A 15,556-nucleotide genomic window follows, 5' to 3' on the forward strand; every position below is an offset into this window, starting at 1 on the left:
CACGCTTTTTCAGACAAAGCCCCGTTTTTGCTCCCTAATGAGGCAGGCGTTACCCTTTTATAGAACAAAATCCTGCCGACTTGACGCTATGGCCCTCACTAAAAACGACAGCCTGACGAGTTGCACCTTATTCGCGACATTTTAGGGTTGCACCTGGTTGCACCCGCGTTTTCCTACAGATAATCTTGTCGCCAGCTTAAGCCGCACTCGTGGCAATAATGAGGATAAGAAATGGCGACGACCACCCTTGGGGTCAAACTCGATGACCCTACCCGTGAACGACTCAAGGCCGCTGCGCTGTCCGTGGACCGCACGCCGCACTGGTTGATCAAGCAAGCGATCTTCAGCTACCTGGAGAAGCTCGAGGGTGGCGCGACCCTGACCGAAATCAGTGGCCAGGCCCTGGGCCTGAGCGATGAAGCCGGCGATGTACAGCCCGAGCAAGGTCACCAGAGCTTCATGGAATTCGCCGAAAGCATCCTGCCGCAGTCGGTCCTGCGCTCGGCCATTACCGCAGCCTACCGTCGGCCCGAGCAGGAAATGGTGCCGATGCTGCTGGAGCAGGCGCGCCTGAGCGCTCCGCTTGCCGACGCGGCCAACAAGATGGCTGCCGGTATCGCCGAGAAACTGCGCAACCAGAAGAGCACCGGTGGCCGGGCCGGCATCGTTCAAGGCCTGCTGCAGGAATTCTCGTTGTCTTCGCAGGAAGGTGTGGCGCTGATGTGCCTGGCCGAAGCGCTGCTGCGCATCCCCGACAAAGGCACCCGCGACGCCCTGATCCGCGACAAGATCAGCACCGGCAACTGGCAGCCGCACCTGGGCAACAGCCCGTCGCTGTTCGTCAATGCCGCCACCTGGGGCCTGTTGCTGACGGGCAGGCTGGTAAGCACCCACAACGAATCCGGCCTGACCTCCTCGCTGACCCGTATCATCGGCAAGAGCGGCGAGCCGATGATCCGCAAGGGCGTGGACATGGCCATGCGCTTGATGGGCGAGCAGTTCGTCACCGGCGAAACCATCGCCGAAGCACTGGCCAATGCCACGCGCTTCGAGTCCAAGGGCTTCCGTTATTCCTATGACATGCTCGGTGAAGCAGCACTCACCGAGCATGATGCCCAAAAGTACCTGGCATCCTATGAGCAAGCCATCCACTCGATCGGCAAGGCTTCCAACGGCCGTGGCATCTATGAAGGCCCGGGCATTTCCATCAAGCTCTCGGCCCTGCACCCACGCTACAGCCGTGCCCAGTACGAGCGGGTGATGGAAGAGTTGTACCCGCGCCTGCTGTCCCTGACCCTGCTGGCCAAGCAATACGACATCGGCCTGAACATCGATGCCGAGGAAGCCGATCGCCTTGAGCTGTCCCTGGACCTGCTCGAGCGCCTGTGCTTCGAGCCCGCGCTGGCCGGCTGGAACGGTATCGGCTTCGTGATCCAGGCGTACCAGAAGCGCTGCCCGTATGTGATCGACTACGTGATCGACCTGGCCAAGCGCAGCCGCCACCGCCTGATGATCCGCCTGGTAAAAGGTGCCTACTGGGACAGCGAGATCAAGCGCGCCCAGGTCGAAGGCCTGGAGGGCTACCCGGTCTACACCCGCAAGGTCTACACCGACGTATCGTACGTCGCCTGCGCGCGCAAGCTGCTGGCTGTGCCCGAGGCCATCTACCCGCAGTTCGCCACGCACAACGCCCACACCCTGTCGGCCATCTACCAGATCGCCGGGCAGAACTACTACCCCGGCCAGTACGAGTTCCAGTGCCTGCACGGCATGGGTGAGCCGCTGTACGAACAGGTGGTCGGCAAGATCGCCGACGGCAAGCTGAACCGCCCTTGCCGCGTGTATGCGCCGGTCGGCACCCACGAAACCCTGCTGGCCTACCTGGTTCGCCGCCTGCTGGAAAACGGCGCGAACACCTCGTTCGTCAACCGCATCGCCGACCAGTCCATTTCCATCCAGGAACTGGTCGCCGACCCTGTTACCAGCATCGAGCGCATGGGTACCCAGGAAGGCCGCATCGGCTTGCCACACCCCCGCATTCCGCTGCCACGTGACCTGTACGGCACCGAGCGGGCCAACTCCGCCGGCATCGACATGGCCAACGAACACCGCCTGGCTTCGCTGTCCTGCGCCATGCTGGCCACCGCCAACAACGACTGGAAAGCCGGTCCGCTGCTGGCCTGCACCGCCAGTGACAGTGCGGCAACGCCGGTGCTGAACCCTGCCGATCACCGCGATGTGGTCGGCCACGTTCAGGAAGCGACCGTTGCAGACGTCGACAATGCCATCCAGTGCGCACTCAACGCAGCGCCCATCTGGCAGGCCACCCCGCCAGCCGAGCGCGCCGCCATCCTGGAACGCACGGCCGACCTGATGGAAGCCGAGATTCAGCCCCTGATGGGTCTGTTGATCCGCGAAGCCGGCAAGACCTTTGCCAACGCCATTGCCGAAGTGCGCGAAGCCGTCGACTTCCTGCGCTACTACGCCGTCCAGGCGCGCAACGACCTGAGCAACGATGCCCACCGCCCATTGGGCCCTGTGGTGTGCATCAGCCCATGGAACTTCCCGCTGGCGATCTTCACCGGCCAGGTGGCAGCAGCCTTGGCCGCCGGCAACCCGGTATTGGCCAAGCCTGCCGAGCAAACCCCGCTGATCGCCGCCCAGGCCGTGCGCCTGCTGCTGGAAGCCGGCATTCCGGAAGGTGTCCTGCAACTGCTGCCGGGCCGCGGCGAAACCGTCGGTGCTGGCCTGGTGGGTGACGAGCGCGTCAAGGGCGTGATGTTCACCGGCTCCACCGAGGTGGCGCGTCTGCTGCAACGCAACGTGGCAGGCCGCCTGGACAACCAGGGCCGCCCAGTGCCACTGATCGCCGAAACCGGCGGCCAGAACGCGATGATCGTCGACTCCTCGGCACTGACCGAGCAGGTGGTGATCGATGTCGTGTCCTCAGCCTTCGACAGTGCCGGCCAGCGTTGCTCCGCGCTGCGCGTACTGTGCCTGCAGGAAGACTCCGCCGACCGCGTGATCGAGATGCTCAAGGGCGCCATGGCCGAAAGCCGGCTCGGTTGCCCGGATCGCCTGGCCGTGGACATCGGCCCTGTGATCGACGCTGAAGCCAAGGCTGGCATCGAGAAGCACATCCAGGGCATGCGCGAGAAAGGCCGCTCGGTCTATCAGGTGGCGATTGCCGACAGCGCCGAGATCAAGCGTGGCACCTTCGTGATGCCAACCTTGATCGAACTGGACAGCTTCGACGAGCTCAAGCGCGAGATCTTCGGCCCAGTACTGCACGTGGTGCGCTACAACCGCCGCAACCTGGACCAGTTGATCGAACAGATCAACAATTCGGGCTACGGCCTGACCCTGGGTGTGCACACGCGTATCGACGAAACCATTGCCAAGGTGGTCGAGTCGGCCCATGCCGGCAACCTGTACGTCAACCGCAACATCGTCGGTGCCGTCGTAGGCGTACAGCCGTTCGGTGGCGAAGGCTTGTCGGGCACTGGCCCCAAAGCCGGCGGCCCGCTGTACCTGTACCGCCTGCTGTCGACCCGCCCGGCGGACGCCATCGGTAGCCACTTCCAGCACCAGGACGGCGAAGCCAAGCCAGACCGCGCGCTGCACGAGCAGCTTGTCAAGCCGCTCCACGCGCTGAAGGCCTGGGCCGAGAGCAATCAGCTGTCCGACCTCGCCGTGCTGTGCAGCCAGTTCGCCAGCCAGTCGCAGAGCGGTATCGCCCGTCTGCTGCCAGGCCCGACCGGCGAGCGCAACACTTACACCATCCTGCCGCGCGAACACGTGCTGTGCCTGGCGGACAACGAAACCGACCTGCTGGCGCAGTTCGCTGCCGTGCTGGCGGTGGGCAGCTCAGCGGTGTGGGCCGACGGCGAACCAGGCAAGGCCCTGCGCGCCCGCCTGCCACGCGAACTGCAGGCCAAGGTGAAGCTGGTACCGGACTGGACCAAGGACGAAGTGGCGTTCGATGCCGTGATCCATCACGGCGATTCGGACCAGCTGCGCAGTGTCTGCCAGCAGGTGGCCAAGCGTGCTGGGGCGATTGTCGGGGTACACGGCTTGTCCAGCGGTGATCATCAGATTGCACTGGAGCGCCTGGTGATCGAGCGGGCGGTGAGTGTGAACACTGCGGCGGCTGGGGGTAACGCCAGCTTGATGACCATTGGCTGAGGCTGAGGGTTGTTGAAGAAAAAGGGAGAGCTTCGGCTCTCCCTTTTTTATGGAGTGCATGACTTGAGACTGGGGATGGCAGACAGTCTCACAGTCTCCACCCTTTGCAGCGCCGGAGACCGAACGCCGCCCGCGGCATCGGCCACACTATCTTTCCAAGATGGGCGATCCAGAGGTACGCCAAAGCCGCCAGATACTCCATCCCTTAATCGCCTCTGAGGCAATTAACAACCCAACCCATATCCAGGTATTGATGCCAGCAACTACCATAGGCAAGAGCAAAACCACCGAAATTGACGGAACAATGAAGAACAATCTGAGTGGCATCTGCACCACCGCCAAAAACACCGCGAATTTTTGATACTTGAAAAAACTCACACACGTAACAATAACTGAAAGCTGTAAAAACAGCCCGACCCAAATCACAATCCCTGGACCACCCCAACTCCGCACCACTTCAAGACCACTGTTCAAATCTGACCAAAAAGGTATTGCGCCTCGGGCGACACTACGCAAGATGTACAAAACAATATAAAAAGCATCCATACTTGCCCAAAACAAGTATATCGATCGTTGCTTATTCATATTTGAGACCATCAATAGGCGCCCCCTCTATACTCATACTCCTCGTCAGGCACCACAGGACGCCAGTGCCAAGACTGCCCCGTGATCGCCCATGCATCGTCAGCCTGTACATCGTTCTGCGTTATCCGTCGTACATCGCCATATCGATGTTTAGCCGATAACCTGACGAAACTCCGCTCATTTTCACCCAACGGTACCCACCTCTGACTTACAAGCCTACGGGTATTGGCATAGTCTTTCCCCTCGCTCGAAAAATACGCCCCTCATCCCCCTGAGGTCGTAGGAAGCTAGCTTCCTGCTGACTTCTCCGAACAAGTCTCTGATGCTTCAAATTCTTCATGCCGTCAGTGGAACATCTGAGCTTGGAAGGTGCCATGGCTGACAGATGCATGCCTTTTGATCTCACAGGTGCTGCACTATTACTGTGAAAACCTACTTCTCTTGACGCTCACTCAACCCAGCCTCTTTGCCCCGTCAACCGACATCAGACGTTCCAAATACGAGAATCTGTGACTGAACATCATCTGAATCAATCATGGTAGCCAGCCCTGTTCGGCCAATCCTAGACTCGCACCAAGCCCGCTCTAGGACCGCCCCATGCCCGAGACCCTGCTCAGCCCTCGCAACCTGGCCTTCGAGCTCTACGAAGTCCTCGACGCCGAAGCCCTGACCCAACGCCCGCGCTTTGCCGAGCACAGCCGTGAAACCTTCGACGCTGCGCTGACCACCGCGCGCACCATCGCCGAGAAATATTTCGCCCCCCACAACCGCAAAGCTGACGAAAACGAACCGCGCTACGTAGACGGCCGCGCCGAGCTGATCCCCGAGGTCAAGCCTGCCGTGGATGCTTTTCTTGAAGCCGGTTTCCTCAACGCCAACCGCGACTTCGAGGTCGGGGGCATGCAGTTGCCCAGCCTGGTGTCACAAGCCTGCTTTGCCCATTTTCAGGCTGCGAACGCCGGCACCACCGCCTACCCGTTCCTGACCATGGGCGCGGCCAACCTGATCGAGAGCTTCGGCAGCGAAGAACAAAAGCGCCTGTACCTGCAGCCGATGATCGAGGGCCGCTACTTCGGCACCATGGCCCTGACCGAACCCCACGCCGGCTCATCGCTGGCTGACATCCGCACCCGCGCAGAACCGGCCGGTGACGGCAGCTACCGGCTCCGGGGCAACAAGATTTTCATCTCCGGCGGTGACCATGAGCTGTCGGAAAACATCGTGCACATGGTCCTGGCCAAACTGCCGGATGCCCCACCGGGGGTCAAAGGCATCTCGCTGTTCATCGTGCCCAAGTACCTGGTCGGGCCCGACGGCAGCCGGGGCTCGCGCAATGACGTAGTGCTGGCGGGGCTGTTTCACAAGATGGGCTGGCGCGGCACCACGTCCACGGCGCTGAACTTCGGCGACAACGGCCAGTGCGTGGGCTATCTGGTCGGCCAGCCACATCAAGGCCTGGCCTGCATGTTCCAGATGATGAACGAAGCACGCATCGGCGTCGGCATGGGCGCGGTGATGCTTGGTTACGCCGGCTACCTGTACTCGCTGGGCTATGCGCGGCAGCGCCCACAGGGCCGATCAGCCGACAACAAGGACCCACAAACCCCGGCCATCCCGATCATCGAGCACACCGATGTCAAAAGGATGCTGCTTGCGCAAAAGGCCTATGTGGAAGGCGCTTTCGACCTGGGCTTGTATGCGGCGCGCCTGTTCGACGACACCCACACGGCGCCCGATGAAGACACTCGCCAGCAGGCCCAGGCGCTGCTCGACCTGTTGACGCCCATCGTCAAATCCTGGCCCTCGGCGTATTGCCTGAAAGCGAACGAACTGGCCATCCAGATTCTCGGCGGCCACGGCTACACCCGGGAGTACCCGGTCGAGCAGTATTACCGTGACAATCGCCTGAACCCCATCCACGAAGGGACCGAGGGCATCCAGTCGCTCGATCTGCTGGGCCGCAAGCTGGCCCAGAACGGGGGTGCCGGACTCAAGCACTTGATGCGCCTGATCGCTATCACTGGTGAGCGCGCCAGCCATCACCCCAACCTCGACCCGCTGCGCCAGCCACTGGAACAGCTGGTCAATCGCTTGCAAGGTGTCACCCTGGCCCTGCTCGGCGACCTGGCCCAGGGCAAGGTCGCCGGCGCCCTGGCCAACTCGGCCCTGTACCTCAAGGTCTTCGGCCATTGCGTGATTGGCTGGCGCTGGCTGGAACAGGCGATTCATGCCGAACTCGGTCTGCTTCAGCGCGCCGCGGCTGACCGCGACTTCTACCTCGGCAAGCTGCAGGCAGCCCGGTATTTCCTGACCTGCGAAATACCGGGCTGCCATGCAGACCTGGCCTTGCTTGAAGCGCGCGATGACACCAGCTTGAACATGCAACAAGAGTGGTTCTAGAAAGTGGCCTTGGCCCGCTCATCGTTGCGGGCACTCCCCTGCTGACGGCACACGTCGAGCGGTACGGGTGATGGCAATGCCAGTGGCGACTATCGTGATACCCAGGTAGGTCGTCCAATGAATGGCATCGCCGAACATCAACGCCGCCCAAATGAGCGTTACAGGGGGTTCCAGGTAGACCAACGCGGACACCCGTGTTGCCGACAGCTTGGTCAAGAGTATCCACAGGCTCAGGTAGGCGATGAAGGTCGAAAACAAGGTCAACCACGCCACCGCCACCCATACCTGAGCACTGCTGGGCAGCTCGATCAGGCGCAACGGCACTCCTGTGACACTGAGCAGTACCAGCGTCGCGCTCGATTGCAGGAAGAGCGGCATCAACAAGCCCTCTTTACTGTGATCCGTGCCCATGACCGACTGTCGCCGTTGGTAAACGGTGGCAATCGATAACGTGATCGCGGCAATCAGCGGCAGCGCATACAGCCATGGCTCGAGCCGAGTTGAAGACAAGCTGTATTCACCAAGAATCACCACACTGACCCCGGCAAACCCGAGTACCAGCCCAAGCCACTCCTGCCTGCCGCTTCGCTCCTGCTGATCCGCACTACCCATTGCCGCCGTGATCAGGGGCTGCAGCGCGCAGATGATGGCGGCTATCCCCGCAGGCAAGCCACCGCGTATGGCAATGTAGACACTGATCAGGTAAGCGAACTGAGCCAGGAAACCGATGACTGCGTTGTAGCGAACTTGCGCCCAGGACAGGTTACGTAATCGATGCAAAACAAACGGCAATAAACAAAGACTGACCAATAGGAAGCGCCAGAACAGCAAGTTCACTGCGCCTGCATCCTGCGTGCCGAGCCGGGCGCCAATGAAACCGGAACTCCAGGACAGGACAAAGACAACTTGCAAGATCACCATGTAGAGCGCACTGGCAGGCATGGTTACGCCCCTGTATGACGTAGTTCTTCGAACGTTATCGGTTCGATACCCAGCCTGGCGTAATGACGGGCTGCTGACCGGTGGAGCGCCCAGCGCAGACCCAACCAATTGGGGACTGTACGAGGGATGCCGTCATCCGACGCCAAGTGCCAGAAGCGGTTGGAATCGTCGTTGAAGTAGGGGCAATGAAAGGACAACACGAGTGACATTCGCCGTCCGCTGAGCACCGGTCGCACACCGTGGAACAACCGACTGCCAAAGATGAGCAGCGCATCGCCTGATGCGTTCAGATGCGCCATCTCGAAGGTCCGGTAGTCCAGGGCGTCGAACGTATCGACCGTGCCATTGTGGTACAGGAATTCGCCGCCGGTGTAACTGGCCGGGTCCGTCAACACGATGTTCAACACATAGTTGGTGCCGTCGGTATGCCACATGCCCCTTTGCTGCTGTTGCTCGGGCGGTTTTGGGTAGTAGTAGTTGACCTGCGAGCGGGCGTTGAGCATCGGATAAGGCACCAGTGGCACACCTGCGATGCGCGAGACAGCTAACAGAAATGCACGACTGTTCATCATGTCGTTGATAAACGGCGAGCGTGCCGTCACCCCTCGCGTGCGCCTGGAAATGATCCAGTCACTGTCACCTGCCCCTTTCTCCAGGCGTGCGCAGATGTCTTGCAAAACCGTGACGCACTCAGGTGTGAACAACCGATGAACCGCCGCAACGCCTGTGATCGTATCAACGGCTACGGTTGCATGTGGGCTCTGACTGTATCCCAGCTCGCCCAGCGTACGAATGTCTGCGATAGCAGGCCCTACCGGCTGCAGCAGATCGTCCCGCCAGCAAGCGTTATCTTCATAACAGGCTTTTGATGGCCGAGGCGCACCCTTGAATGTCGACTTGAGCGCCAGCTTGACGCGGCCCAGGCCGCGTTCGAACAAGGGCAAGGTATTCGAATGGCTCATGACGTATATCTCCGTTTGATCACGCTATTGGAGGTACTCAGCGATCTGATAGCGCACCGAACCATCACCGCTGGCAAATTCATCCACGACCCTGCAGTTGCAGTGTCGAGCCCTGGTGCGACGAAACTGCTCCGGGGTGAACTTCAGACAGATGTTGGTCAAAAGAAACCCCTGCGTTTGCTCGCGTAGAACAGGCTGCAAGGTGACTGCCACATGGACGGTTTCGTCGAGTATGCGCAGAGGCACCAGTACAGCTTCATGCTCGGCCATGGGGCAGAAACCTTGCTGCAGGGCAACCAAACGAGAGAACTGAACCATATTGGCGTTGGCGTAGAAACCGAGAATGGTTTGCTCCAGGCCAGGCTCGTATACCTGCATTTCAGAAAGAACGTAGGTCCCCTTCCCGGCCAGTGTACGAATCAGTCTGCCCGTACTGACCGGCCATTCATTGCCCTCCTGAAAGCCCAGCAAGGTAATCAGTGTGATGTCCTCTCCAGGGTGCAACGCTTCGCGGGTCACGGTGCGATAGTCGGCAGCGATATAGTTGAAGCTTCCCTGGTTGCCCAGGATCGGACACAGGGCATCCCTCATGGCCGGTTCGGACGTCTGATTGATGTCGATGGCGGTATAGCGAACGGTTGTACAGGCATCAGCCATTTGCTTGAGCAAACAAGCACTCTTGACCGGTTCCGGCCCCAGTTCGACGTAGTGAACGCTCCGGCCGCGGCACAGTGCAGCCAGTCGTTGCGCTACATCACCAATAACGCTGCGCAGTGGCCCCCTCCCTTGCGCATCGGCGCATAAGCCAGATTGGTTCAAGCCCTGTTCGTTGAGGGCGCGCATGAGCAGAAATATCTCGTGATTGAAACGGTAGGTGACTTGAGTGCCCTGGTCGGGCGACACGAGGGTTGAGTATTTCTCATGGTTTTCGACGGACCATAACCGTGCACATTGATAGGAAGGGGTATGCACAAGAGCGTCTACAACAAAGTCGTTCAAGCTCATCCGTATCATTCCTTTGCATTTCGGGAGTGGCGCGCGCTTTGACCTCACGTTAAGAGGGGTTATAAAGCCTGTACAGTTGATTAAATCGAAGTGCTGATTCGATCCAGCCAAATCAGGTGCTTTCATGGGCAAAGGTCTAGATATCAATGTGTTGCGAACTTTTCAGGCCGTGGCTCGACTCGGTCGTTTCAACGCAGCGGCAGACTATGTCCATCGCAGTCCTTCAGCAGTGACCACGCAGATACAAAAGCTCGAAGAGCAGGTTGGCCAACAGCTGTTTGCGCGCAGCAACCAGGCAGTGGAGCTCACCCCCGCAGGCCGGCATCTACTGGGCGAGGCGACACGCTTTCTGATCGCCCACGACAAGCTGCTGGCGACGCTGTCCCCCCGGCAACTGACAGGCAAAGTCCGTCTGGGGGTACCGGATGGCTATGCCGCCACGCTCATGAGTGAATGCCTGCCGGTATTCGTTGCCAGTAATCCGAAGATGGAGCTGGAAGCTGTGGCGTGCTCCAGCGCGCAGTTGCTGGACCTGTTTGCCAGGCAGCAACTGGACCTGGCCGTGGCGGTCAGCAGCGAGCACATCCAGCAGGGTGACTGGCTGCGCCCCACAAAACCCCGTTGGGCCGCCGCGAAGGGCTTCATCCGCGATCACAGCCGCCCGCTACCTCTGGCATTGCAGCTAAAGGGCTGTCCCTACCGGGAGGCAGCGGTCCAGGCATTGAAAGCCGAAGGCATTGCGTACCGTATCCTGCTGGAAAGTGCCAACTGGCATGCGGTACTGGCCTGTGTCAAAAGTGGCCTGGCAGTTGGCATCGTCGAGGAGCTCGAAGCCGACGACTCGCTGGTCTTTTTGCATGACCAGGACCTGCCGACGCTTCCCGCGCACGGCATCTACCTGCTGACGGACTCCGCGCACCCTGTGGCAGTACATCTGCACGCAGTGCTCAAGGCTGCGATTCAAAAAGAAGCCGACTCAGAGCTCGCCGCAACGCAAACGCCCGTTAATGCCTGACCAGCACATCAGCAGGCTGCCATAATGACCCGGCATTGCCCGAGCCCGCAGCGCGGCCCGTCTCGGCATTGCCCAGCGCGTGGTTCCAGGGAGCCACCGTGTATCCGGAGGCTTGTCCATGTTCGATTCCAGCACCCTGCTGCGCCAGCGCTTCGCCGCCCTGCGCAGCACGGCCGATCTGTTTTCCTTGCGCCATGTCAGGCAGTCGCACCAGGCATTGTCCGTGCGCCGCAACGTTGCCGAACCGCCTGCCTTGAGCCAGGACGAGGGCGCCATGCTGACCGTGCGCATCAACGGTGTGGAGGCCTACGCCGCCACGGCCGATCTGTCCCAGAGTGGCCTGCAGCGCGCATTGGAGCAGGCTGAAACCCTCGCTCGACAGATTGCCCGCTACAGCCTGCTGGACCTGCGCGAACAGCCTGTGCCGACTGGGCGCCACGATTACCTTTCGCCTCATTTCGACCAACCGATGCCGGGCCTTGCCGACTGCCTCGGCTTGCTCGCCGAAGAATCGGCCAGCGTGCCGTCGGACTCGCGCCTGGTGGACTGGCAGGCAAGCCTTGGCATGAGCCTGGTCGAGCAGACTTACCTGAACTCGGCCGGTGCCGAACTGCGCCAGGCCCAGCGCTTTCTGTTCCCTGGCCTGGCCGTGACGGCCAGCAATGGCCAGGACAGCCAGAGCCGCAGCCTGGGCAGGGAGAACTTCGGTCAGCAAGGCGGCTTCGAAATCATCGAGCGCTGCGGCCTGAGGGGCTCGGCCCGGCAGGTTGCCGACCAGGCCCTGCAATTGCTGCAGGCGCCGAACACGCCCAGCGGCGTACGCGACCTGCTGTTGATGCCTGACCAGATGATGCTGCAGATCCACGAATCCATCGGGCACCCCTTGGAGATGGACCGCATCCTGGGCGATGAGCGCAACTACGCCGGTACCAGCTTCGTCAAAGCCAGTGACTTTGGCCAGTTGCAGTATGGTTCATCCCTGCTGAACGTAACCTTCGACCCGACCTTGAACGAAGAGCTGGCCAGCTACAGCCACGACGACGATGGCACGCCGGCCAGCAAGCAATTTCTCATTCAGGACGGCGTGCTGCTGCGCCCGCTGGGCGGTGCCCTTTCCCAGTTCCGCTCTGGTCTTGGCGGCGTGGCCAATAGCCGCGCCTGCGGCTGGAACCGGGCGCCGATCGACCGCATGGCGAACCTGAACATAGAGCCGGGGGACCAGTCCCTGGATCAGCTGATCGCAGGTATCGAGCATGGCATCCTGATGCGCACCAACCGGTCCTGGTCCATCGACGATGCGCGCAACAAGTTCCAGTTCGGCTGCGAATGGGGCCAACTGATCGAGAATGGCGAACTCAAGGGCATCGTGAAGAACCCCAACTACCGCGGCATCTCCGCACGGTTCTGGCGCAACCTGGCCGCCGTCGGCGACCGCAGCACCTTCCAGGTCCTGGGGACGCCCAATTGTGGCAAGGGCGAGCCCAACCAGGTGATCCGGGTTGGGCACGCCTCGCCAGCTTGCGTGTTCAGCGCCATCGACGTGTTTGGAGGAGATGCATGATGAAACAGGCCTTCCAATCCCTCATCGACACCCTGGGCGCTGCCCTGCAAGCAGGCGAACACTACACCCTGGGGTTGAGTGCCGAGCAGTCGCAGTTCGTGCGCTTGAACCATGCCAAGGTCCGTCAGGCGGGCGAGGTGAGCCAGGCCAGTGCTCACCTGCGCTTGATCCACGCTGGTCGTCAGGCCGAGCAACAGGTGACCCTTAGCGGTGATGCGCAGCTGGACCGCCAGCGCCTGCTCGACGCCCTGTCGCAACTGCGCCAGATGCTGCCGCTACTGGCGGCAGACCCGTACCTGAGGCTGGATGAAAGTGCCTGGCGCAGTGATAGCCAACAGACGCAGGCCCTGCCCGAGCTGAATGAGGTGCTGGCCCTGCTGGAACAGGAAGCCGGTGACCTGGACCTGGTCGGCATTTATGCCGCAGGCCCGATCTGGCGCGGTTTCGCCAGCTCGTTCGGCGCCTTTGGCTGGCACCAGGCCAATAGCTTCAACATCGACTGGAGCCTGTTCCACGAGAGCGGCCAGGCGGTCAAGGCCAACTATGCCGGGCAGGTATGGCGTGCCGACGACTTCACCGCCCGCCTGCGTCAGGCTCGGGCGCAGTTGGGCTACCTGGGGCGTGCGCCGGTGGTACTGCAACCGGGCAGCTACCGCGCCTACCTGGCGCCAGCGGCCATGGACGAAATCGCCGGCATGCTGTGCTGGGGCGGCTTCTCGGCGCAGGCCCTGGCGACCGGCAGCAGTGCCCTGCAGCGCCTGTACAGCGGTGACGCCACCCTGAGCCCACTGATCAGCTTCGCCGAGCAGGTCAGCGGTTCACTGAGTCCAGCGTTCTCCGACGAAGGCTCACCGCGCCTGGACGTGGCGCTGATCGAGCAGGGCAAGCCAGCACAACGCCTGGCTTGCGCGCGCAGCGCGGCCGAGTTCGGGGTGCTGGCAAACGGGGCCGACAGCTACGAGTCGCCCTGCGCGCTCAGCCTCGCGCCCGGTCAATTACCCCGTGAAGATGTTCTGGAGCGGCTCGGCACCGGCCTGTACATCAGCAACCTGTGGTACTTGAACTACTCCGACCTGCCCGCAGCGCGCATGACCGGCCTGACCCGCTTCGCCACGTTCTGGGTGCAGGACGGGCAGATCCAGGGGCCGGTCAACACGATGCGCTTCGATGACAGCCTGTACAACCTGCTGGGCGAGCAACTGGAGGCGTTGACGTGCGAGCGGGAGCTGATTCTGTCGACCAGCACTTACGGGCAACGCAGCACCGGATCGAGTCATTTGCCCGGCGCGCTGGTCAAAGCGCTGACGCTGACATTGTGATTGGATTTTGCCGGCCACCTCACGGCGGTAGCCACGCCTGCCACGCCCCGTAGGCGCGGCGCTTGCCGTCGAGAGGCCAGTACAGACAGACGAGGACGTCATGCCCGAACGCACCCCGCTCGACCCCATCACCGCCCGCTGGCTGCCATGGGTGGTGGCGATCGCCTTCTTCATGCAGTCGCTGGACGGCACCATTCTCAACACCGCGCTGCCCGCCATGGCCCGCTCCCTGGCCGAAGACCCCCTGCGCATGCAGGGTGTGATCATTTCATACATGCTCACCGTGGCCTTGCTGATCCCCGCCTCGGGCTGGATCGCCGACCGTTTCGGCACCAAGCGCATCTTCTTCAGCGCCATCCTGCTGTTCAGTTTCGGCTCGTTGCTATGCGCAGTGGCCAACAGCCTGGGCTTTCTGATCTTCGCGCGGATCGTGCAGGGGCTCGGCGGGGCGCTGATGCTGCCGGTCGGTCGGCTGGTGGTGCTGCGCGCCTATCCTCGCACCGAACTGGTGCGCATCATGAGCTTCATCACCATCCCGGGTCTGCTCGGGCCATTGCTGGGCCCGACGGTAGGTGGCTGGCTGGTGGAGATCCTGAGCTGGCACTGGATCTTCCTGCTCAACTTGCCGGTCGGCCTGCTGGGCTGTTACGCCGTCTGGAAGTTCATACCCGACCTGCGCGGCGCCGAGCGCACTACGTTCGACGGGCCGGGCTTTTTGCTGTTCGGCGCCGCGATGGTGCTGATCACCATCGCCATGGAAGGCCTGGGCGAGCTGCACCTGCCGCACTTGCGCGTCATGTTGCTGCTGTTCGCCGGCATGGCCTGCCTGGCGGCCTACTGGCTGCGAGCCGGGCGCGACCCGGAGCCGTTGTTCTCTCCGAGCCTGTTCCGCGTACGTACCTTCGCCATCGGTATCCTGGGCAACCTGTTCGCCCGCCTGGGCAGCGGTGCACTGCCGTTCCTGGTACCGCTGCTGCTTCAGGTAGCGCTTGGGTATTCACCGGCCCAGGCGGGCATGAGCATGATCCCCTTGGCGGCGGCGGCCATGGTCGCCAAGTCCGTCGCCAGGCCGCTGATCGAACGGCTCGGTTACCGCATCATCCTGACTGGCAACACGGTGCTGCTGGGTCTGCTGCTCGCTGGCCTGGGCCTGGTGGACGAGCAGACCCCGTATTGGTTGCTGCTGGTGCAACTGGGCCTGCTGGGCGCCGTGAACTCCCTGCAGTTCACTGCCATGAACACGGTGACGCTGATCGACCTGGACGATGCCAGCGCCAGTAGCGGCAACAGCTTGTTGTCGGTGGTGGCCCAGCTGTCGCTGAGCCTGGGGGTGGCCTGTGCTGGCGCGCTGCTGGGCGGCTTCACGGCAGCAGGCAGCGCCGAAGGCGTGGAAACCACACTGGGTGCGTTCCAGCTGACGTTCTTCACCATCGGCATCATGGCCATGCTGGCGGCGGCCATCTTCCTGCAACTGGCGCCGACGGACGGAAGGCGTGCCCGTCGTCCGGAAGAGCACGTGGAGTCTTAGGGCGAATGGCGTCGGGGCTGGTAGACTGTGCAGCATTTTTCGCTTCGCACCGCA

10 protein-coding genes are annotated in these 15,556 nt (G+C 61.8%); 6 read left to right on the forward strand and 4 right to left on the reverse strand.

Going from position 1 to position 15,556, the window contains the following annotated elements; all coding sequences use genetic code 11:
- Nucleotides 1-231 precede the first annotated feature (231 nt).
- Nucleotides 232-4,185, forward strand: a complete 3,954-nt coding sequence (gene putA, locus ACK59L_RS07795; RefSeq protein WP_409272816.1) for a trifunctional transcriptional regulator/proline dehydrogenase/L-glutamate gamma-semialdehyde dehydrogenase — start codon at nt 232-234, stop codon at nt 4,183-4,185.
- 147 nt (nt 4,186-4,332) lie between these two features.
- Here the strand turns inward: putA and ACK59L_RS07800 are convergent, their stop codons facing one another.
- Complete coding sequence (locus ACK59L_RS07800; RefSeq protein ID WP_409272818.1) at nt 4,333-4,770, reverse strand: hypothetical protein; 438 nt, start codon at nt 4,768-4,770, stop codon at nt 4,333-4,335.
- A 597-nt stretch (nt 4,771-5,367) separates the two neighbouring features.
- Between ACK59L_RS07800 and ACK59L_RS07805 the strand changes: the two genes are divergently transcribed.
- The gene (locus tag ACK59L_RS07805) at nt 5,368-7,170 is read left to right on the forward strand and encodes an acyl-CoA dehydrogenase (protein ID WP_409272820.1); all 1,803 of its coding nucleotides are present in this window, start codon (nt 5,368-5,370) and stop codon (nt 7,168-7,170) included.
- 18 nt (nt 7,171-7,188) lie between these two features.
- On the opposite strand, the gene ACK59L_RS07810 is transcribed toward ACK59L_RS07805, so the two are convergent.
- From ACK59L_RS07810 to ACK59L_RS07820, 3 genes are read right to left on the reverse strand one after another with little or no spacing between them, the layout of a single operon-like run.
- Nucleotides 7,189-8,112, reverse strand: a complete 924-nt coding sequence (locus ACK59L_RS07810; RefSeq protein ID WP_409272822.1) for a DMT family transporter — start codon at nt 8,110-8,112, stop codon at nt 7,189-7,191.
- Between the two features lie 2 nt (nt 8,113-8,114).
- Nucleotides 8,115-9,074, reverse strand: coding sequence for a 2OG-Fe(II) oxygenase (locus ACK59L_RS07815; protein WP_409272824.1), 960 nt, complete (start codon nt 9,072-9,074; stop codon nt 8,115-8,117).
- 24 nt (nt 9,075-9,098) lie between these two features.
- Nucleotides 9,099-10,079 carry a hypothetical protein gene (locus tag ACK59L_RS07820; protein ID WP_409272826.1) on the reverse strand — a complete coding sequence of 327 codons (981 nt, stop codon included), beginning with the start codon at nt 10,077-10,079 and terminating at the stop codon, nt 9,099-9,101.
- Nucleotides 10,080-10,203: 124 nt separating this feature from the next.
- Here ACK59L_RS07820 and ACK59L_RS07825 point away from each other — a divergent pair, with 124 nt between their 5' ends.
- The 4 genes from ACK59L_RS07825 (at nt 10,204) to mdtD (ending at nt 15,502) form a co-directional block, all read left to right on the forward strand.
- Nucleotides 10,204-11,094 carry a LysR family transcriptional regulator gene (locus ACK59L_RS07825; protein ID WP_409272828.1) on the forward strand — a complete coding sequence of 297 codons (891 nt, stop codon included), beginning with the start codon at nt 10,204-10,206 and terminating at the stop codon, nt 11,092-11,094.
- 118 nt (nt 11,095-11,212) lie between these two features.
- Complete coding sequence (locus tag ACK59L_RS07830; protein ID WP_409272830.1) at nt 11,213-12,655, forward strand: TldD/PmbA family protein; 1,443 nt, start codon at nt 11,213-11,215, stop codon at nt 12,653-12,655.
- Nucleotides 12,655-13,974: a TldD/PmbA family protein gene (locus tag ACK59L_RS07835; RefSeq protein ID WP_409272832.1), complete on the forward strand. Its 1,320-nt coding sequence runs from the start codon at nt 12,655-12,657 to the stop codon at nt 13,972-13,974. The genes ACK59L_RS07830 and ACK59L_RS07835 overlap by 1 nt, the downstream gene beginning before the upstream one ends.
- A 100-nt stretch (nt 13,975-14,074) precedes the next feature.
- Nucleotides 14,075-15,502 (forward strand): multidrug transporter subunit MdtD, encoded by a 1,428-nt coding sequence (mdtD, locus tag ACK59L_RS07840; protein WP_409272834.1) that lies wholly within the window; start codon nt 14,075-14,077, stop codon nt 15,500-15,502.
- Nucleotides 15,503-15,556 lie beyond the last annotated feature (54 nt).

Origin of the sequence: Pseudomonas sp. KCJK9111 (genome assembly GCF_046231935.1) — a bacterium.
Classification (GTDB): domain Bacteria; phylum Pseudomonadota; class Gammaproteobacteria; order Pseudomonadales; family Pseudomonadaceae; genus Aquipseudomonas; species Aquipseudomonas parafulva_B.